Genomic DNA, 18,524 nt, shown 5'->3' with positions numbered 1-18,524 from the left:
GACCATGCAAACTCGTGACGATATTTTCAACACCTTGCGCGACGCCTTGGTGGAACTGTTTGAACTGCCGCCGGAACGCGTCACCCTTGACGCCAACCTGTACCAGGACCTGGAAATCGACAGCATCGACGCCGTCGACTTGATCGACCATATCAAGCGCCAGACCGGCAAGAAGATCGCCGCCGAAGAATTCAAGGCCGTGCGCACCGTGAACGACGTGGTTGAGGCGGTGTACCGTCTGGTCACGCCTGCCGCATGAGCCGGCTGATCGGCCTTGGCCTGTTGTTGGCGGGGCTGCTGTACCCCTTTGCGGTGTATTACGGCACCGAACATTTTGCTCCGTGGCAATTCGGCCTGCTGCTCGGCAGCCTGTGGCTGCTGCGCGCGCTGACCGGTGCGCGTCGCCCCGGCAGCCGCTGGATGGCGCTGGCGGTGATCGTGTTCTGCCTGTTGCTGGCCTGGTTCGACAACCCCCGTCTGCTGCGGTGGTACCCGAGCCTGGTCAGCGCGTTCATGCTGGCGCTGTTCGGCCTGAGCCTCAAATACGGCCCACCGATGGTCGAGCGCCTGGCGCGCATGACCGACCCGGTGCTGGCGCCGCATGCCATCGTGTATACCCGCCAGGTCACCGTGGTGTGGAGCGTGTTTTTTCTGTGTAATGGCCTGCTCGCCGCCGCCCTCACGTTGTGGGCGCCGCTGAGCTGGTGGACGTTGTACAACGGCCTGATCGCCTACGGGCTGATGGGGCTGTTGTTTGCCGTGGAATGGCTGGTACGACAAAGGGTTCGAGGCCGCGTATGAATGGGTTGAAACTTGAGCATGTGCTGCTTGAGCCGCTGGAACAGCGTGCGGTCACCACCGAACCTGCAATGAATCATGCCCAATTATGGGCGCAGTCCCTGAGCCTGGCCGCAGGCCTGCAAGCGCGCGGTATCCGGCGCCTGGCCGTGTACCTGGAAGACGCCGGCCTACTGGCGATTGCCCTGCTGGGCGCGTGGCGGGCCGGGGTCAGCGTGCTGCTGCCCGCCGATTTGCAACCTCAGACCCGCCAACGCTGGGATGAGGCCGTCGATGCCTGGCTGACCGAAGCGGCGGACCTGGACGCGCTGTACGAGGCGCCACTGAGCGCTGCAGCACTCGACCTCGACGCTTGCCAATTGAGCCTGTGCACCTCCGGCTCCAGCGGCGAACCCAAGCGCATCGACAAAAACCTGCGCCAACTGGCCAACGAAGTCGAGGCCCTGGAAACCCTGTGGGGTCCTGGCCTTAAAGACGCCTGCATCATTGGCAGCGTCGCCACCCAGCATATCTACGGCTTGTTGTTCCGCGTGCTTTGGCCGCTGTGCGCCGGCCGCACCTTTGTGCGCAAACAACTGGCCTTCCCCGAAGACATGCAGCGCGCCAGCCGCGAGCACGCGCACTTTGCTTGGGTCGCCAGCCCGGCGCTGCTCAAGCGCATGGGCGACAACCTTGACTGGCCGGCGCTGAGCCAGGTGTCGCGGGTATTTTCATCTGGCGGCGCGCTGCCCGTAGAAGCCGCCGGCAGCCTGTACGACCGCTTGCAACAATGGCCGACCGAGATCCTCGGCAGCTCGGAAACCGGTGGCATTGCCTGGCGCCAAGGCGCACAGCCGTGGCAGCCGTTTGCCGACGTGCAACTGAGCCAGGATGCCGACGGCGCCCTGCGCATCGCCTCGCCTTACCTGCCTGAGGGGCATGTCGAGCAAACCGCCGACGCGGCACGCATCCATGCCGATGGCCGTTTCGAGCTGCTCGGCCGCCTGGATCGCATCGTCAAGCTGGAAGAAAAACGCATCTCCCTGCCCATGCTGGAGCACGCATTGATGGACCACCCCTGGGTCGCGGAAACCCGCCTGGGCGTGGTGCAGGAAAACCGCGCGTCACTCGGCGCGCTGGTGGTGCTGAGCGCCGAGGGGCTGCATGCCTTGCGCAACCAGGGGCGACGCACGCTCACCCAGACCCTGCGCCAGCATCTGAGCCAACATTGCGAAGCCCTGGCGCTGCCACGTCGATGGCGGTTGCTGAAACAGTTGCCCCTGAACAGCCAAGGCAAACTGCCCCAGGTACACGTCGAGGCGCTCTTGTTGGCAGCACGACCGAAAGCCCCGGATGTACTGGAGCAGGTCAAAGCCAATGGTGAATGGACCCTGCAACTGAGCGTCCCGCCGGACCTGGCCTACTTCAGCGGCCACTTCCCCGTCACCCCGGTGCTGCCCGGCGTGGTGCAGGTGGAATGGGCCTTCAATCTGGGCCAGCAACTGCTCGATTTGCCGGTAACCTTTGCCGGGATGGAAGTGCTCAAGTTCCAGCAACTGGTGCGGCCAGGCGATGTGATCGAACTGCATCTGCGGTTTGATGCGGAACGCAGCAAGTTGTATTTCGCCTATCGCAATGGTGCTGCGGCCTGTTCCAGCGGACGGATTTTGCTGGAGACCGTCGATGCATAACCCCTGCGCCCTGATCCCGGTCTACAACCACGAAGCCGCCGTGCCCGCCGTGGTCCGCAGCCTGTTGAACAGTGGCCTGCCATGCCTGCTGGTGGATGACGGCAGCAGCCCGGCCTGCGCGGCGGTATTGGTACAACTGGCGAGCCTGGAAAACGTCACCCTGCTGACCTTGCCCACCAACCAGGGCAAGGGCGGTGCAGTGATGGCCGGCTTCCGCGAAGCCGCCCGCCTGGGCTTCAGCCACGCCCTGCAAGTCGACGCCGATGGCCAGCACGACCTGCGCGAAGTCGAGACTTTCCTCGACACCTCGCGCCGACACCCCGACGCCATTATCTGCGGCTACCCCGAATACGACGACAGCGTGCCCAAAGGCCGTCTGTACGCGCGCTACCTGACCCACATGTGGGTGTGGATCAACACCTTGTCGCTGCAGATCCGCGACTCGATGTGCGGCTTTCGTGTGTACCCGCTGGCGCCAGTGCTGGCACTGATGGACTCGGCCTACATCGGCACGCGCATGGACTTCGACTCGGACATCCTGGTACGCCTGGCCTGGCGCAACCAGCCGATGCGCTGGCTGCCCACCCAGGTGCATTACCCCACCGACGGCCTTTCGCACTTTCGCCTGTTCCGCGACAACGTACGCATCTCGGCCATGCACACCCGGTTGTTCTTCGGCATGCTGGTGCGGGCGCCAATGATCCTGTGGCGACGGTGGCAGGCATGAGTGACAGCAGCAAACACTGGGCAGACCGCGAGGAACGCGGCAGCTACTGGCTGATGAAACTCACGGCATTCGCCGCCAAGGTCCTCGGCCGGCGCGTGTTGAGCCCGGTGCTGTACGGCATCGTGCTGTACTTCTTCCTGTTCGGTCGCACCGCGCGCCACAGCGCCTGGCAATACCAACAGCGCCTGGCCGACTGGAGCGGGCGCGAGGACCTTCGCCCCACTCACCGGAAAGTCTTCGGCCAGTTCATGGCCTTTGCCGACTCGCTGCTCGACAAACTCGACGTGTGGAACGGCAAGCTGCGCCTGGAACAGATCGAGATCAACGACCCGGCGCAATTGCGCGGGCAACTGCGTGGCGAGCGCGGACAGATGCTGGTGGGCGCACACCTGGGCAACCTCGAAGTGTGCCGCGCGCTCGCCGAGATTGGCGAGCAAGTCACCATGAACGTGCTGGTCCACACCAAGCACGCTGAGCAATTCAATCGCCTGCTGGGCGAAGCCGGGGCGACCCATTTGCGCCTGATCCAGGTCAGCGAGCTGGACCCGGCCACCATGCTGCTGCTCAGCCAGCGCCTGGACGACGGCGAGTGGCTGGCGATTGCCGGCGACCGCGTGCCGCTGCACGGCGGGCGCACGGTGCGCGTGGACTTTCTCGGCCATGACGCCGCCTTCCCCCAAGGCCCGTGGCTGCTGGCCGGTTTGCTCAAATGCCCGGTGAACCTGCTGATGTGCCTCAAGCACAACAGCCGCTATCGCCTGACCATTGAGCCCTTCACGCCGCAGATCGAATGGAAACGCAACACCCGCGAGCAGGTCATAGCCCTGTGGACCGCACGCTACGCCGCACGCCTGGGCCAGTTCTGCCTGGAAGCGCCCCAACAATGGTTCAACTTTTACCCTTTCTGGAAGACCGATGACGACGCATCTTGAGCCGGTAACCTTTGGCGAACGCGCTTTGCGCATCGAAGACGTGCTGGCCCTGGCCAACCGTCAGACGCCAACCCAGCTGCAGGGCGATGCCGCGTACCGCCAGCGTATTGCCAAGGGCGCGCAGTTCCTCGACTCGCTGCTGGACAAGGAAGGCGTGATCTACGGCGTGACCACCGGTTACGGCGACTCGTGCGTAGTGGCGGTGCCGTTGCAGCACGTCGAAGCCCTGCCGCGTCACTTGTACACCTTCCACGGTTGCGGCCTGGGCAAGCTGCTCGACGCCCAGGCTACCCGCGCCGTGCTGGCGGCGCGCTTGCAGTCGCTGTGCCACGGGGTCTCCGGCGTGCGCGTGGAGTTGTTGGAACGACTGCACGCGTTCCTTGAGCATGACGTCCTGCCGCTGATCCCCGAAGAAGGCTCGGTGGGCGCCAGCGGTGACCTGACGCCATTGTCCTATGTGGCCGCGACCTTGTCCGGCGAGCGTGAAGTGCTGTTGCGTGGCGAACGTCGCCTGGCGGCCGATGTGCACCTTGAGTTGGGCTGGGATCCGCTAGTCCTGCGCCCCAAGGAGGCCCTGGCGCTGATGAACGGCACCGCCGTGATGACCGGCCTGGCCTGCCTGGCCTTCGCCCGCGCCGACTACCTGCTGCAACTGGCCACGCGCATCACCGCGCTGAACGTGGTGGCGCTGCAAGGCAACCCGGAACACTTCGACGAACGCCTGTTCGCCGCCAAGCCGCACCCAGGGCAGATGCAGGTGGCCTCCTGGCTGCGCAAGGACTTGGCCATCGATGCGCCGACTGCGCCGCTGCATCGCCTACAAGACCGTTACTCGCTGCGTTGCGCGCCCCACGTGCTCGGCGTATTGGCCGACAGTCTGAACTGGCTGCGCTCGTTCATCGAGATTGAGCTGAACAGCGCCAATGACAACCCGATCATCGACGCCGAAGAAGAACGCGTGCTGCACGGTGGGCACTTCTACGGCGGGCATATCGCCTTTGCCATGGACAGCCTCAAGACCCTGGTGGCCAACGTCGCCGACCTGCTCGACCGCCAACTCGCGTTGCTGGTGGACGTGCGTTACAACCACGGCCTGCCGAGCAACCTGTCCGGCGCGCCGGCTGACCGCGCGATGATCAACCATGGCTTCAAGGCCGTGCAGATCGGCACTAGCGCCTGGACCGCCGAAGCCTTGAAAAACACCATGCCGGCCAGCGTGTTTTCGCGCTCCACCGAATGCCACAACCAGGACAAGGTAAGCATGGGCACCATCGCCGCCCGCGATGCGATCCGCGTGCTGGAACTGACCGAACAGGTTGCCGCCGCCACGCTACTCGCCGCCAATCAGGGCGTGTGGCTGCGGGCCCAGGCCGAGGATGCGCGGCCGTTGCCGCCTGCATTGGCGGCGATGCACGAAGAACTCGCCAAAGACTTCCCACCGGTTATCGAAGACCGCGCCCTGGAAGGCGAGCTGCGCCTGTGCCTGCAACGCATTGCCGAGCAACACTGGAGGCTGCATGCGTAGCGCCGGCGTACTGCATTGCGACACTGAAATCCTCGTGCCTTTTTTTGACGTCGACACCATGAACGTAGTGTGGCACGGGCATTACGTGAAGTACCTGGAAGTGGCGCGCTGCGCGTTGCTGGACAAGATCGGGCACAACTACACGGCGATGCTCGAGTCGGGCTACGCCTGGCCGGTGATCGACATGCAGCTGCGTTACGTACGCGGCGCGGTGTTCGGCCAGACCCTCAACGTGCGCGCCAGCCTGGTGGAGTGGGAGAACCGTTTGAAGGTCAATTACCTGATCACTGACCTGGCCAGCGGCGAGCGTCTGACCCGCGCCAGCACCGTGCAAGTGGCGGTGGAAATCGCCAGCCGCGAGATGCAGTTGGCCTCCCCCACAGTATTCACCGACGCCGTCGAAAAGGCCCTGTCATGAAATGGATCACCTTTCTGGGTGCGCTGCTGCTGTCGCTGCAAGCCCACGCCTTCGATCTGCAACAGCTCAGCGAGCAGTTGGCCAAACCCAGCGTGATCCACGGCAGCTTCACCCAGGAAAAACACCTGCGTGCCCTGCCCCAGCCCTTGGTCAGCAAGGGCACCTTTGTGCTGGCGAAAGACCACGGTTTGCTATGGCTGCTGAAAACCCCACTGCAACAGGACTATCGCATCAGCGCCCAGGGCATCGCCCGCCGCGACGCCAACGGCTGGCAACTGCTGCCGAACAAGAGCGCCGGGGCCGAGCAGAATCGCCTGTTCCTGGCCGTACTCCAGGGCGACAGCAGCGGCTTGCAGCGTGACTTCCAATTGCAGCTGCAAGGCGAGGCGAAGCAATGGAAGCTCACGCTGATCCCGCGCTCACTGTTGCTCAAACAGGTTTTCACCCAGATCAACATCGACGGCGGCGACTTGGTGCAGACCATCGAACTGCTGGAAACCCAAGGCGACAGCACCGTTTTGCGCATGCAGGACAGCATTGCCAGCCAACCCCTGAGCGAAGCGGAGCAGCACGACTTTGCCCAGTGAGCGCCTGCCGCCGCGCCTGTTCCTGATCCTGCTGGTGGCTGTGCTGGCCTTGGCCGGCTGGCAGTGGCGCCATGGCGCGCCGCTGTCGGCCAACCTGATGGAGCTGGTGCCGGGCAACACACCGGATGCCCTGGAACAGCAAGCCGAACAGCGCATGCAAGAACCCTTGAACCGCGAGATGCTGGTGCTGGTGGGCCATGCCGACCGTCAGCAAGCCGTGGCGGTCGCACAACAACTGGGCGAGCGCTGGCAGGCCAGCGGACTGTTTGAAAAAGTGCAGTGGAACCTGCAAGCCGACTTGCCGGCACTGCGCGATCAATTACTGCGTGGGCGCCTGGCGATGCTCTCGACCAAGGACCGCGAGCAACTGATCGAGCAGCCCGACGCGTTTATCCAACAGCGCGTGCAAGCGCTGTTCGACCCTTTCACCGGCTTCAGCCTGGTACCAAGCCAGGACGACTGGCTGGGCCTCACCGGACGCATCCAGAACAGCCAGCCGCAACACGGCTCGGTGCAGTTGGATATCGGCAGCGGCGCACTGATCGCCGATGCCGACGGCAAAAGCTGGGTGCTGCTGCGTGCGCGCACCACCGGCAATGCCTTCGACATGAAACTGCCGCTGCAAGTGGCGGATCTGCTCCAGGCCAGTCGCGCGCAAGCCAGCGAACACGGCGCGCAACTGCTTGCCGCCAGCGGCTTGCTCTACGCCGCCAATGGTCAGCAGCAAGCCACGCGGGAAATCACCTGGGTCGGCGGCGGTGCAACCGTCGGCATCCTAGCGTTGCTATTGCTCGCCTTCCGCCGCTGGCGCGTGTTGCTGGCCTTTGTGCCAGTGCTGGTGGGCATGCTGTTTGGCGCGGTGGCTTGTGTAGCGTGGTTCGGCCATATGCATGTGATGACGCTGGTGCTGGGCTCCAGCCTGATCGGCGTGGCAGTGGATTACCCGCTGCATTACCTGTCGAAAAGCTGGAGCATGCGACCGTGGCGCAGTTGGCCGGCGCTGCGCATCACCTTGCCGGGGCTGAGTTTGAGCTTGGCGACCAGTTGTATCGGTTACCTGGCACTGGCCTGGACGCCATTCCCCGCGTTGACGCAAATCGCCGTGTTCTCCGCTGCCGGCCTGGTCGGCGCCTACCTGTCCGCCGTATGCCTGTTACCGGCGCTGCTCAAGGGCGTCGAACTGCGCCCGGCGCAATGGCCGCTGCGCATCGCCGAATGCCTGTGGCTGGTTCGCGCCGCGTTGCTCAAGCGCGTGCCGAGCCCGGTGCTGCTGGCCTTGCTGCTGCTGTTTTGCGCGGGTGGCCTGTGGCACCTGAACAGCAAAAACGATATCCGCCAATGGATCGGCGCGCCGCCGCAGTTGCTGCAAGAAGCGCAGGCCGTGGCGCGGATTACCGGCTTCCAGCCCACCAGCCAGTTCTTCCTGGTGCGGGCGGACAACCAGCAACAATTGCTGGAACGTGAAAGCGCCCTGGGCCAACGTCTGGATCAGTTAGTGAACATGGACAAGCTCCAGGGTTACCTGGCGCTCAATCAACTGGTCAGCCTGCCCGCCGAACAGCAACGACTGCGTGATGCGCTGAACAACCTCCCATCACACTGGCAGCCGCTACTGGACCTCGGCGTGCCCGCCAGCGCCCTGCAAGCCGAAGTCGCGCACCTGCAAGCGCTGCCCACCCAAGACATTGATGCCGCTCTGGCCGGCCCGATGGCCGAGCCTTGGCGCATGCTGTGGCTGGGCAAGGTCGAAGGCGGCGTGGCGGCCATGGTCAGCCTGCAAGGTTTGAACAACCCCGCCTTGCTGCGCGTACAGGCGCTGGATTTGCCGGGCGTGCAGTTGGTCGACCGATTGGGCGATTTGAACCGGGTGTTCGCCGACACACAGATCAGCGCTGCTGAACTGAAGTTGATGTCCTGTGTGCTGATCGTGCTACTGCTGATCCTGCCGTTTGGCTTCGGCGGCGCCTTGCGCATCGTCGCGCTGCCGCTGCTTGCTGCGCTGTGCAGCCTGGCCAGCCTTGGATGGCTGGGCCAGCCACTGACGCTGTTCAGCCTGTTCGGCCTGCTGTTGGTCACGGCGATCAGTGTCGACTACGCGATCCTGATGCGCGAGCAAATCGGCGGCCCTGCGGTCAGTCTATTGGGGACACTGCTGGCGGCGCTGACGACCTGGTTGTCGTTTGGCCTGCTGGCGGTGTCCAGTACACCAGCGGTGAGCAATTTCGGCTTATCGGTCAGCCTGGGCCTGGCATTCAGCTTTATGCTGGCACCCTGGGCCGGGCAACAGAAACACGCCTTATGAATGTGATTATCGCCAATGCGGCAAGGAGCCCTCGTGCCCACAGTTGAAATGGAACGTCGCCAGGTGGTGGTGATCGGTGCCGGTCCGTCCGGGGCCATCGCCGCCGCGCTGTTAAAGCGCAAAGGGCATGATGTATTGATCATCGAGCGCCAGCATTTCCCACGCTTCTCGATCGGCGAAAGCCTGCTGTCCCACTGCATCGACTTCATCGAAGAAGCCGGCATGCTCGACGCGGTGCAGGCCGCAGGGTTCCAGGTGAAAACCGGCGCCGCGTTCGCCTGGGGCGAGCGCTACAGCGCGTTTGATTTCAGTGACACCTTCAGCAACGGCAAGCCGACCACCTTCCAGGTGCAGCGCGGCGAATTCGACAAATTGCTGGCTGATCAAGCCGCGCTGCAAGGCGTGGACATCCGCTATGGCGAAACCATCGTCGGCGTGGATTTCAAGGGCGAATCCCGTTACCTGCATGTGCGTCGTGAGAACGGCAGCGAGTACCACCTCAAGGCCAAGTTCGTGCTCGACGCCAGCGGCTATGGCCGCGTGTTGCCGCGCCTGCTGGACCTGGACCTGCCGTCTGACTTTCCCGTGCGCCAAGCCGTGTTCACCCATGTCGAAGACCGCATCGAACACCCTGGCTTCGACCGCGCCAAGATTCTGGTAACCACACATCCGACGAAGCGTGACATCTGGTTCTGGACCATCCCGTTCAGCAACGGGCGTTGCTCGGTGGGCGTGGTCGCGGCCAAGGAGCATTTCGACGGCCGCGATGGGGACCTCGATGCCTGCCTGCGCGGCTTTATCGCCGAAACCCCGAGCCTTGCCGGCGTGCTGCAACACGCCGTGTGGGATACGCCGGCGCGCACCCTCGGCGGCTACGCGGCCAACGTCAAAACCCTGCACGGGCCAGGTTTTGCGCTGCTGGGCAACGCGGCGGAATTCCTCGATCCGGTATTCTCCTCCGGGGTGACCATCGCCATGCGCTCGGCCAGCATGGCGGCCGGTGTGTTGCATCGTCAGCTCAAGGGCGAAACCGTGGACTGGCAAACCGAATTTGCCGAGCCCTTGAAGCGCGGTGTCGATACGTTCCGCTGCTACGTCGAAGGCTGGTACGCCGGGACTTTCCAGGACGTGATCTTCCATCCAGGCAGCTCGCCGGATATTCGCCGGATGATCAGTTCGATCCTCGCCGGTTACGCGTGGGACGAGCGCAATCCGTTTGTCAGCGAGCCCAAGCGGCGCCTGCGGATGCTGTCGGAGATTTGTGCGAGTGAGCCGGTATGAGTAGTCAGTACCTGAGTAAAAACTACGTCGAAGAAACCAGGTTCGGCTTCTGGTTCCTGCGCAGCCACACCTGGCAACACCATGTGCTACGCGTGGCGATCAACGACCTGCGCAGCCTGTTTACCGATCCGCTGCCCGAGGCCCCGGTACTGCTGGACGCCGGTTGCGGCCAGGGCAAGTCGTTCCAATACCTGCAGCAGGTCTTCGCCCCCAAGCGCCTGATCGGCCTGGATGCCGACCCGCACAGCCTGGAACTGAGCCGTGAAGAAGCCAAGCGCCAAGGCTTGGCCATCGAGCTGATCGGCAGCGACTGCGCCACCTTGCAAGTACCGGATGCCAGCGTCGATATCCTGTTCTGCCACCAGACCTTCCACCACCTGGTCGAGCAGCACCGCGCGCTCAAGGAGTTCTACCGCGTGCTCAAGCCGGGCGGCTATCTGCTGTTTGCCGAATCCACCGAAGCCTATATCGACACCTGGGTGATTCGCTGGCTGTTCCGCCACCCGATGCATGTGCAGAAAAGCGCCGAAGAATACCTGGAGATGCTCCGCGAGCAGGGCTTTGAATTCGGTCCGCAGAACGTCTCGTACCCGTACTTGTGGTGGAGCCGCTCCAGCGATTTCGGCCTGTTGGAACGCTGGGGCCTGCGCAAGGCGCCGCCGGTGGGCCAGCGCGAGGAAACGTTGGTCAATTGCGTGGCACGCAAACCCTTGGCGAGTGCTGCCCCATGATGCGCATGTTGTTGATCGGCTGCCTGTTGTTGCTGAGCGCCTGCGCCAGCCAGCCGCCGCTGCCCGAGAAAACCCCAACCCTGACCTTGCCGCTGCAACTGCATGTGCAGCGCCTGGCCGACGGCCAGAGCCAGGATTGGCTGCTGGTAATCCAACGCGAAAGCGGCGGCATTCGCTGGTCGATGATGGACCCGCTGGGCATTCCCCAGGCGCGACAAAAACTGATCGATGACGAATGGCAGGCCGATGGCTTGCTGCCGCCCAATCCCCAGGCGCGCGAGTTGTTTGCCGCGTTGCTGTTTGCCCTGACTTCGGCCGATGACGTGCGCGCGCTGTACCCCAGCGCCCAAGCCATGGACCTGACCCGCACCCTGCCGGGGCATTGGCAGATCGTGTATCAATCGTCCGAGGTTTTCAGCGTGAACATGACCGGCCAGCCCTTGAGCTACCGCATCACGCCGCTCGGAGCCGCCCGATGAACGCCTACCTCAACGCCCTGGGCGTGATCTGCGCCCTCGGCCGTGGCCAGGATGAAGTCAGCCGCAGCCTGTTTGCCGGTGACTGCTCCGGCATGCGCGCCGAAAGCGGCTGGGTGCCGGAGCGCGTATTGCCGGTGGCCGGTGTGCACGGTGAGCTGGCGACCATTCCCGCCGAGCTGGGCCAGCAAAGCAGCCGCAATAATCAGTTGTTGCTGGAAGCGGCGTTGCAGATCGAAGGCGATATTCGCCAGGCGATCCATACCTACGGCGCGTCACGGGTGGGCATTGTGCTCGGTACCAGCACCTCGGGCATCGACGAAGCCAGTCGTGGCATCGCGCACTTTTTGCGGGAAAACCAGTTTCCCGGCGACTACGACTACCAGCAGCAGGAACTCAGCGCCCCGGCGAATTTCCTCGCCGACTGGTTGCAACTGAGCGGCCCGGCCTATGTGATCTCCACCGCTTGCACCTCCAGCGCCCGCGCCCTGATGAGTGCCCAGCGCCTGTTGGACCTGGGCGTGTGCGATGCGGTGATCTGCGGCGGCGTCGACAGCCTGTGCAAACTGACCCTCAATGGTTTCAGCTCATTGGAAGCCGTGTCAAACGAACGCTGCAATCCGTTTTCGGTTAACCGCAACGGCATCAACATCGGCGAAGCGGCCGTGCTGTTTCTGATGAGCAAGGAACCCGCGCCCATCGCCCTGCTGGGCAGCGGCGCCAGTTGCGATGCACACCATATCTCCGCGCCCGAGCCCACCGGCAAAGGCGCGTTGCAGTCGATGCGCAAGGCCTTGGCCAGCGCCCGATTGCAACCCGAGCAGATCGGCTACCTGAACCTGCACGGCACGGCCACCCAGCATAATGACGCCATGGAAAGCCTGGCCGTCGCCAGCCTGTTCCCGCAGGGCGTGGCCTGTTCGTCGACCAAACCCATGAGCGGTCATACCCTGGGCGCAGCCGGGGCACTGGAAGCGGCGTTCTGCTGGTTGAGCCTGGCTCACAACCGCGTACCGCCTCACGTGTGGGACGGCCAGGCCGATCCGGCCCTGCCCGCCTTGCAGTGGGCGCAAGCCGCGGAAACACTAGGAAAGCGCTGCCTGATGAGTAATTCGTTTGCTTTCGGCGGCAACAACGTCAGCCTGATTATCGGAGAGGCCCTATGATCGATTGGCCACTCGCTGAACTGCTGCCCCATGCGGGCGACATGATCCTGATCGACCAGGTGCTGTCATTCGATGAAGAGCAGATCCACACCCGCGTGACCGTCAAACCCGGCGGCCTGTTCAACCGCCCGGACGGTAGCCTGCCGGCCTGGGTCGGGATAGAGCTGATGGCGCAAAGCGTCGCCGCCTACGCCGGTTGCCACGCGCGTCAGAAAGGCGAAGCGGTGGAATTGGGCTTCCTGCTCGGCACACGTAAATTCGAGTGCAACGTGGAATACTTCCCGGCCGGCGCCGAGCTGGCGATCCACGGCCTGCGCTCCCTGGAAGACGACAATGGCATGGGTGTGTTCGAATGCCACCTGACCGGCGACGGAATCCAGGCCAGCGCCCGCTTGAATGTATTTCGACCGCCTCAGGCGGCCAACTATTTAGATGAATCGAAGGACGTAACGCCATGACTGAATCTGTACTGGTCACCGGCTCCAGCCGTGGCATCGGCCGCGCCATCGCGCTGCGCCTGGCCCAGGCCGGGCATGACATCGTACTGCATTGCCGCAGCGGTCGTGCCGAAGCCGATGCGGTGCAGGCCGAGGTTGAAGCCTTGGGCCGCAAGGCGCGGGTGCTGCAATTCGATGTGGCGGATCGCGCGGCGTGCAAGGACATTCTGGAAGCGGATGTCGAGCACCATGGCGCCTATTACGGCGTGGTACTTAACGCCGGCCTGACCCGCGACGGCGCCTTCCCGGCCCTGTCGGAAGACGATTGGGACGTGGTGATGCGCACCAACCTCGATGGTTTCTACAACGTGCTGCACCCGGTGATGATGCCGATGATTCGTCGTCGCGCAGCCGGGCGTATTGTGTGCATTACCTCGGTTTCCGGGCTGATCGGCAACCGTGGTCAGGTCAATTACAGCGCGTCCAAAGCCGGCCTGATCGGCGCGGCGAAGGCCCTGTCCATCGAGCTGGGCAAGCGCAAGATCACCGTCAATTGCGTCGCCCCGGGCTTGATCGACACGGCGATGCTGGATGAAAACGTGCCGGTGGAAGAACTGATGAAGATGATCCCGGCGCAGCGCATGGGCACGCCAGAAGAAGTGGCCGGCGCGGTGAACTTCCTGATGTCGGCCGAGGCGGGCTACATCACGCGCCAGGTCCTGGCCGTGAATGGAGGCCTGTGCTGATGAAACGCGTCGTCGTCACCGGCATGGCCGGCATGACCTCCCTGGGCAGTGATTGGGACACCATCGCCGCCAACTTCCGCGCCAACCGCAGCGGCATCCGGCGCATGGATGAGTGGGATCGCTTTACCGAATTGAACACACGCCTGGCCGGGCCGATTGACGATTTTGTCGTGCCCTCGCACTGGACGCGCAAGCAACTGCGCAGCATGGGCCGGGTATCGCGTCTCGCGGTGTGGGCCGCGGAACAGGCATTGCAGGACGCCGGATTGCTTGGCGACGAGTCGATCAAAGACGGGCGCATGGGCGTGGCCTGCGGCTCGTCCACCGGCAGCACCGACGAGATCAAGGCGTTCGGCAATATGCTGCTGAACTCGGTCGCGGAGGGGCTGAACGCCAACTCCTACGTGCGCATGATGCCGCACACCACGGCGGCGAATATCAGCATCTTCTTTGGCCTCACCGGGCGGCTGATCCCCACCTCCAGCGCCTGCACCAGCGGCAGCCAGGGCATCGGCTATGCCTATGAGGCGATCAAGTTCGGCCGCCTGCCTTTGATGCTCGCCGGCGGCGCCGAAGAGCTGTGCCCCACCGAAGCCATGGTGTTCGACGCACTCTACGCCACCAGCCTGAAAAACGATGCGCCGCAAACCAGCCCACGCCCCTACGACAGCAACCGCGATGGCCTGGTGATCGGCGAAGGCGGTGGCATGTTGGTGCTCGAAGAACTGGAGCACGCATTGGCCCGCGGTGCGCATATCCACGCCGAGCTGGTGGGCTTCGGCAGCAACGCAGACGGCCAGCACACCACCCGCCCAGAACAGAAAACCATGCGCCGCGCGATGGAACTGGCCCTGGAAGATGCCGGGTTGGAACCCTCCGCAATCGGCTACGTGAACGGTCATGGCACGGCCACCGACCAGGGCGATATCGCCGAGACGCTGGCCACCAGCAGCCTGTTCGGCAGCCGCATGCCCATCAGCTCGCAGAAGAGTTTCCTCGGCCACACCCTGGGCGCATGCGGCGCGTTGGAGTCGTGGTTCAGCATCGAGATGATGAACCGCAGCCAGTACGTGCACACCTTCAACCTGGATTCCGTCGACCCGCAATGCGGCGAGCTGGATTACCTGCAAGGTGAGTTCCGCGAGATGCACCACGACTACGTGATGAACAACAACTTTGCCTTTGGCGGCGTCAACACCTCGCTGATCTTCCGCCGCTGGTCCTGACTTTTAAATCGATTGGAGAATACGGAATGTCTTCCTTGCTACGCGCCACCCTGATCACCCTTGCCCTGCTGGTCACCGCCGGCTGCACCAGCAAGCCGATCCTCAACACCCAGCACGACCTGCCGGCAGACGCCCAGGTCAGCGAAGAAAAAATGAAAACGGTGATCGTCAATGCCCTGCAAAAACGCGAATGGACAGTACAACGCCTGAGCCCGCAACTGGTGCAGGCCGAGATCACGGTGCGCAACCAGTACTACGCAGCCATCGACATCCGCTACACCCGCAACAGCTACGCCATCACCTACCGCGACAGCCGCGACCTTGGCTACAAGGACGGCAAGATCCATCGCAACTACAACCGCTGGGTGAACAATCTGGATAGCGACATCATGGCGGGGTTGCGCAGCAATGGCGTGAATGAGGCGGGGACGGCGGCGCAGTTGTTTGAGCAAACCGGCACCACCAAGTAAAACGGATATAGGCTCTACAGAAACGACAAAGGGCGCCTTTCGGCGCCCTCTTCACAAACAGGTTGGCTTGTCATCGCCGCTTCCTGCCTGGCTCTGCAATTGCTGGTTGCCCAGGATCCTCAGAGTCTCACAAGCCCCTTTCGGGAACGTGGGCAGTATGCCTGAAAACAACTTTACGGCAACCTGTGGCAAAGTGCCGTTCGTCCCTCAGCGCAACCCCAACGCGCTGCCCACCGCCGCCTTTATTGCTAGAAGCTGATCAGAAGTGAGCTCAGCGATTTTGTAAGTTCGTTTGCCATGACGATCTTTGATTTTGATTCGGTCGAGCCTTCCCAAGCTGACGGTTGCCACAATGTCACATTTCGCCCAACAGATAGGGCTTGCTCCTGGAAGATGACTATCAAGCTGGCAGTGGTGATCCAGAACCGTCTGCGGCGCAGTAGTACTCAACGGCACAACCGTCACCAACAACTTATTGGTTCGGTGCTTGCGTATCACAATGACCGGGCGGATCTTTATGATTCCCGGGACCTCATAGCCTCGAAAGTCACAAATCAACACGCTGCCCTCCTTGGGCTGATAGAGAAGTGCCATCCATATCACTCGCTTGAGAAAAAGCGATTCTGCGTAACTTTCCCGCGAATCGCTAAGCAGCTTGCGTTACCTGATATGTGAGCACCTCTACACCGAGGCCTTGCGCGTCAACAACTCCACAAACGCCTCTGCCATGGGCGTCTGCGCGCCCTTGCGTTGCACCAGCCACACCGCCGTCACCGCCTCCTGATCCAGCAGCGTGCGATACACCACGCCATCGATACGAATGCGCTGGTAGGACGCCGGCAGCACCGACACGCCCAAGCCCGCCGCCACAAGGCCGATGATGGTCATCGCCTCCCCGGCCTCCTGGGCAAAGTGCGGGCTGAAGCCGGCATCACGCGCCAGGTTGAGCAACTGGGCATAGAGACCACTGCCGTAGGTGCGCGGGAAAAACACAAACGGTTCCTGTGCCAATTGCGCCAGGTGCAAGCCACGTTCACTGCCCTCCACCAGCGGGTGCCCGGCGTTCAACACGGCCACCAGCGGCTCACGCATCAGCTCGACCACACCCAGCGAATCCGGCAATGGCAGCGGCCGCATCAGGCCCACTTGGATCGACTCATCCACCAGCGACTCGGCCACTTCGGTGCTGCTCATCTCCTGCAGGTTCAGATGCACCGCCGGGAATGCCTGGCGAAACGCAAAGATCGCCTGGGGAATGCTGGAATTGAACGGCGCCGACGAGGTGAAGCCAATCTTCAGTTCGCCCAGCTCACCCAACTGCGCCCGCCGCGCTACGTCCGCAGCCTTGTCCACCTGCGCCAGCACCAGCCGCGCCTCTTGCAAAAACAATCGTCCCGCCTCGCTCAGCTCGACCCGACGATTGGTCCGCTCAAACAGCCGCGCCCCCACCTCCTGTTCCAGCGCCTGGATCTGCTGGCTCAGCGGCGGCTGCGAGATGCCCAGCACCTGCGCAGCCCGGCCGAAATGCAACTCTTCGGCGACGGCAATGAAGTACCGCAAGTGACGCAATTCCATGCAAGCCTCATTAGGTCGTTAAAGCTATCAAACAGGTCGAACAATATATTGGAAAGAATCATTAGGCAGCTATATTCTTTTTTGCATTGCCGGTCCTGGTACGCTCTTCCTCCCCGAGGTCCCCGTGAAAGCTGCTGTCGCTCCACTCGCTCAAGAAGTCCCGCCCACTGCCCTGGATGAGGTGGTGGCCCAGCTCAATGACGCGTACATCGAAAAAGGCACGCCGATGTTCATGCGCACGGTGTTGGCGCTGTTCTCCGGCGGTTTCGCTACCTTTGCGCTGCTGTATTGCGTGCAGCCGATGATGCCGGCGCTGTCCCACGAATTTTCCATCAATGCGGCGCAAAGCAGCCTGATCCTGTCGGTGGCCACGGCGATGTTGGCGTTCGGCTTGCTCATCACCGGGCCGATCTCCGACCGGTTGGGACGCAAGCCGGTGATGGTGTCTGCGCTGTTCTGTGCCGCATTGGCGACCATCGCCAGCGGCTTGATGCCGACCTGGGAAGGCATCCTGCTGATGCGTGCGCTGGTGGGCCTGTCGCTGAGCGGCCTGGCCGCCGTGGCCATGACCTACCTGAGCGAAGAGATCCATCCGCAGCACATTGGCCTGGCCATGGGCCTGTACATCGGCGGCAACGCGATTGGTGGCATGAGCGGGCGCCTGATCATCGGCGTGCTGATCGATTTCGTCAGTTGGCACACCGCAATGCTGATCATCGGCGCCCTGGCGCTGCTCGCCGCCTCGGTGTTCTGGAAAATCCTCCCCGAATCGCGCAACTTCCGCGCTACCAGCCTCAAGCCGCGCAGCCTGGTGGATGGCTTCGTCATGCACTTCAAGGACGCGGGCCTGCCGTGGCTGTTCCTCGAAGCGTTCCTGTTGATGGGCGCGTTCGTGACGATGTTCAACTACATCGGCTATCGCTTGCTGGCCGCCCCCTACGACCTCAGCCAAGCCGTGGTCGGCCTGCTGTCGCTGGTGTACCTTTCGGGCATCTACAGCTCGGCGAAAATCGGCTCCCTGGCTGACCGCCTCGGCCGCCGTCGCGTGCTGTGGGGCACCATCGTGCTGATGCTGGCCGGCATGGCCCTGACCCTGTTCACCCCCCTGTGGCTGGTGGTGCCGGGCATGCTGATCTTCACCTTCGGCTTCTTCGGCGCCCACTCGGTGGCCAGCAGCTGGATCGGCCGCCGCGCGGTGAAAGCCAAGGGACAGGCGTCGTCGCTGTACCTGTTCTGCTACTACGTAGGGTCGAGTATTGCCGGGACGGCGGGCGGGTTCTTCTGGCACTTTGCCGGGTGGAATGGGATCGGGGCGTTTATTGTGGCGCTGTTGATTGGCGCGTTGCTGGTGGCGTTGAAGCTGGCGAAGTTGCCGCCGTTGGTGCAAGCGAAGGCCTGAGTTTCTCTGGCTTTTAATGTGGGAGGGGGCTTGCCCCCGATGAGGGTAGATCAGTCAT

20 protein-coding genes are annotated in these 18,524 nt (G+C 63.2%); 18 read left to right on the top strand and 2 right to left on the bottom strand.

Annotation, left to right across the window (positions count from 1 at the left end; translation table 11 throughout):
• Positions 1-4: 4 nt before the first annotated feature.
• From LVW35_RS02110 to LVW35_RS02030, 17 genes are read left to right on the top strand one after another with little or no spacing between them, the layout of a single operon-like run.
• Entirely contained in the window at positions 5-259 is a 255-nt protein-coding gene (locus tag LVW35_RS02110; RefSeq protein ID WP_016979215.1) for an acyl carrier protein, read from the top strand.
• Complete coding sequence (locus LVW35_RS02105) at positions 256-801, top strand: hypothetical protein (RefSeq protein WP_071492343.1); 546 nt, start codon at positions 256-258, stop codon at positions 799-801. Before LVW35_RS02110 ends, LVW35_RS02105 begins: the two co-directional genes overlap by 4 nt.
• Positions 798-2,468 carry an acyl-CoA synthetase family protein gene (locus tag LVW35_RS02100; protein WP_233893485.1) on the top strand — a complete coding sequence of 557 codons (1,671 nt, stop codon included), beginning with the start codon at positions 798-800 and terminating at the stop codon, positions 2,466-2,468. Before LVW35_RS02105 ends, LVW35_RS02100 begins: the two co-directional genes overlap by 4 nt.
• The gene (locus tag LVW35_RS02095) at positions 2,461-3,195 is read left to right on the top strand and encodes a glycosyltransferase family 2 protein (RefSeq protein ID WP_233893483.1); all 735 of its coding nucleotides are present in this window, start codon (positions 2,461-2,463) and stop codon (positions 3,193-3,195) included. Before LVW35_RS02100 ends, LVW35_RS02095 begins: the two co-directional genes overlap by 8 nt.
• The gene (locus LVW35_RS02090) at positions 3,192-4,127 is read left to right on the top strand and encodes an LpxL/LpxP family acyltransferase (protein ID WP_233893482.1); all 936 of its coding nucleotides are present in this window, start codon (positions 3,192-3,194) and stop codon (positions 4,125-4,127) included. The genes LVW35_RS02095 and LVW35_RS02090 overlap by 4 nt, the downstream gene beginning before the upstream one ends.
• Entirely contained in the window at positions 4,111-5,652 is a 1,542-nt protein-coding gene (locus LVW35_RS02085) for an HAL/PAL/TAL family ammonia-lyase (protein ID WP_233893481.1), read from the top strand. Before LVW35_RS02090 ends, LVW35_RS02085 begins: the two co-directional genes overlap by 17 nt.
• Complete coding sequence (locus tag LVW35_RS02080) at positions 5,645-6,070, top strand: acyl-CoA thioesterase (protein ID WP_233893480.1); 426 nt, start codon at positions 5,645-5,647, stop codon at positions 6,068-6,070. The genes LVW35_RS02085 and LVW35_RS02080 overlap by 8 nt, the downstream gene beginning before the upstream one ends.
• Positions 6,067-6,657 carry an outer membrane lipoprotein carrier protein LolA gene (locus tag LVW35_RS02075; RefSeq protein ID WP_233893479.1) on the top strand — a complete coding sequence of 197 codons (591 nt, stop codon included), beginning with the start codon at positions 6,067-6,069 and terminating at the stop codon, positions 6,655-6,657. Before LVW35_RS02080 ends, LVW35_RS02075 begins: the two co-directional genes overlap by 4 nt.
• Entirely contained in the window at positions 6,647-8,959 is a 2,313-nt protein-coding gene (locus tag LVW35_RS02070; RefSeq protein WP_233893478.1) for an MMPL family transporter, read from the top strand. The genes LVW35_RS02075 and LVW35_RS02070 overlap by 11 nt, the downstream gene beginning before the upstream one ends.
• Positions 8,960-8,992: 33 nt before the next feature.
• A complete protein-coding gene (locus LVW35_RS02065; protein WP_233893477.1) occupies positions 8,993-10,240 on the top strand; it encodes an NAD(P)/FAD-dependent oxidoreductase in 1,248 nt (415 codons plus the stop codon).
• Positions 10,237-10,971, top strand: a complete 735-nt coding sequence (locus LVW35_RS02060) for a class I SAM-dependent methyltransferase (RefSeq protein ID WP_233893475.1) — start codon at positions 10,237-10,239, stop codon at positions 10,969-10,971. Before LVW35_RS02065 ends, LVW35_RS02060 begins: the two co-directional genes overlap by 4 nt.
• Entirely contained in the window at positions 10,968-11,450 is a 483-nt protein-coding gene (locus LVW35_RS02055) for a hypothetical protein (RefSeq protein WP_233893473.1), read from the top strand. Before LVW35_RS02060 ends, LVW35_RS02055 begins: the two co-directional genes overlap by 4 nt.
• Positions 11,447-12,613 carry a beta-ketoacyl-[acyl-carrier-protein] synthase family protein gene (locus tag LVW35_RS02050; RefSeq protein WP_233893472.1) on the top strand — a complete coding sequence of 389 codons (1,167 nt, stop codon included), beginning with the start codon at positions 11,447-11,449 and terminating at the stop codon, positions 12,611-12,613. The genes LVW35_RS02055 and LVW35_RS02050 overlap by 4 nt, the downstream gene beginning before the upstream one ends.
• A complete protein-coding gene (locus LVW35_RS02045; RefSeq protein ID WP_233893470.1) occupies positions 12,610-13,071 on the top strand; it encodes a hotdog family protein in 462 nt (153 codons plus the stop codon). Before LVW35_RS02050 ends, LVW35_RS02045 begins: the two co-directional genes overlap by 4 nt.
• Entirely contained in the window at positions 13,068-13,796 is a 729-nt protein-coding gene (gene fabG, locus LVW35_RS02040; protein WP_233893469.1) for a 3-oxoacyl-ACP reductase FabG, read from the top strand. Before LVW35_RS02045 ends, fabG begins: the two co-directional genes overlap by 4 nt.
• Entirely contained in the window at positions 13,796-15,022 is a 1,227-nt protein-coding gene (locus LVW35_RS02035; protein WP_233893468.1) for a beta-ketoacyl-ACP synthase, read from the top strand. The genes fabG and LVW35_RS02035 overlap by 1 nt, the downstream gene beginning before the upstream one ends.
• Before the next feature lie 26 nt (positions 15,023-15,048).
• A complete protein-coding gene (locus LVW35_RS02030; protein ID WP_233893467.1) occupies positions 15,049-15,492 on the top strand; it encodes a hypothetical protein in 444 nt (147 codons plus the stop codon).
• A gap of 207 nt (positions 15,493-15,699) precedes the next feature.
• On the opposite strand, the gene LVW35_RS02025 is transcribed toward LVW35_RS02030, so the two are convergent.
• Entirely contained in the window at positions 15,700-16,086 is a 387-nt protein-coding gene (locus LVW35_RS02025; protein ID WP_233893466.1) for a type II toxin-antitoxin system PemK/MazF family toxin, read from the bottom strand.
• A gap of 87 nt (positions 16,087-16,173) precedes the next feature.
• A complete protein-coding gene (locus LVW35_RS02020; protein ID WP_099492896.1) occupies positions 16,174-17,067 on the bottom strand; it encodes a LysR family transcriptional regulator in 894 nt (297 codons plus the stop codon).
• Positions 17,068-17,239: 172 nt separating this feature from the next.
• Here LVW35_RS02020 and LVW35_RS02015 point away from each other — a divergent pair, with 172 nt between their 5' ends.
• Positions 17,240-18,466, top strand: a complete 1,227-nt coding sequence (locus LVW35_RS02015; protein ID WP_442799660.1) for an MFS transporter — start codon at positions 17,240-17,242, stop codon at positions 18,464-18,466.
• The last annotated feature ends 58 nt before the right edge of the window (positions 18,467-18,524 follow it).

It is taken from the genome of Pseudomonas sp. HN11 (assembly GCF_021390155.1).
GTDB lineage: Bacteria > Pseudomonadota > Gammaproteobacteria > Pseudomonadales > Pseudomonadaceae > Aquipseudomonas.
Note: the sequence above shows the minus strand (reverse complement) of the source record. Positions and strands in the feature narration are given on the sequence as shown.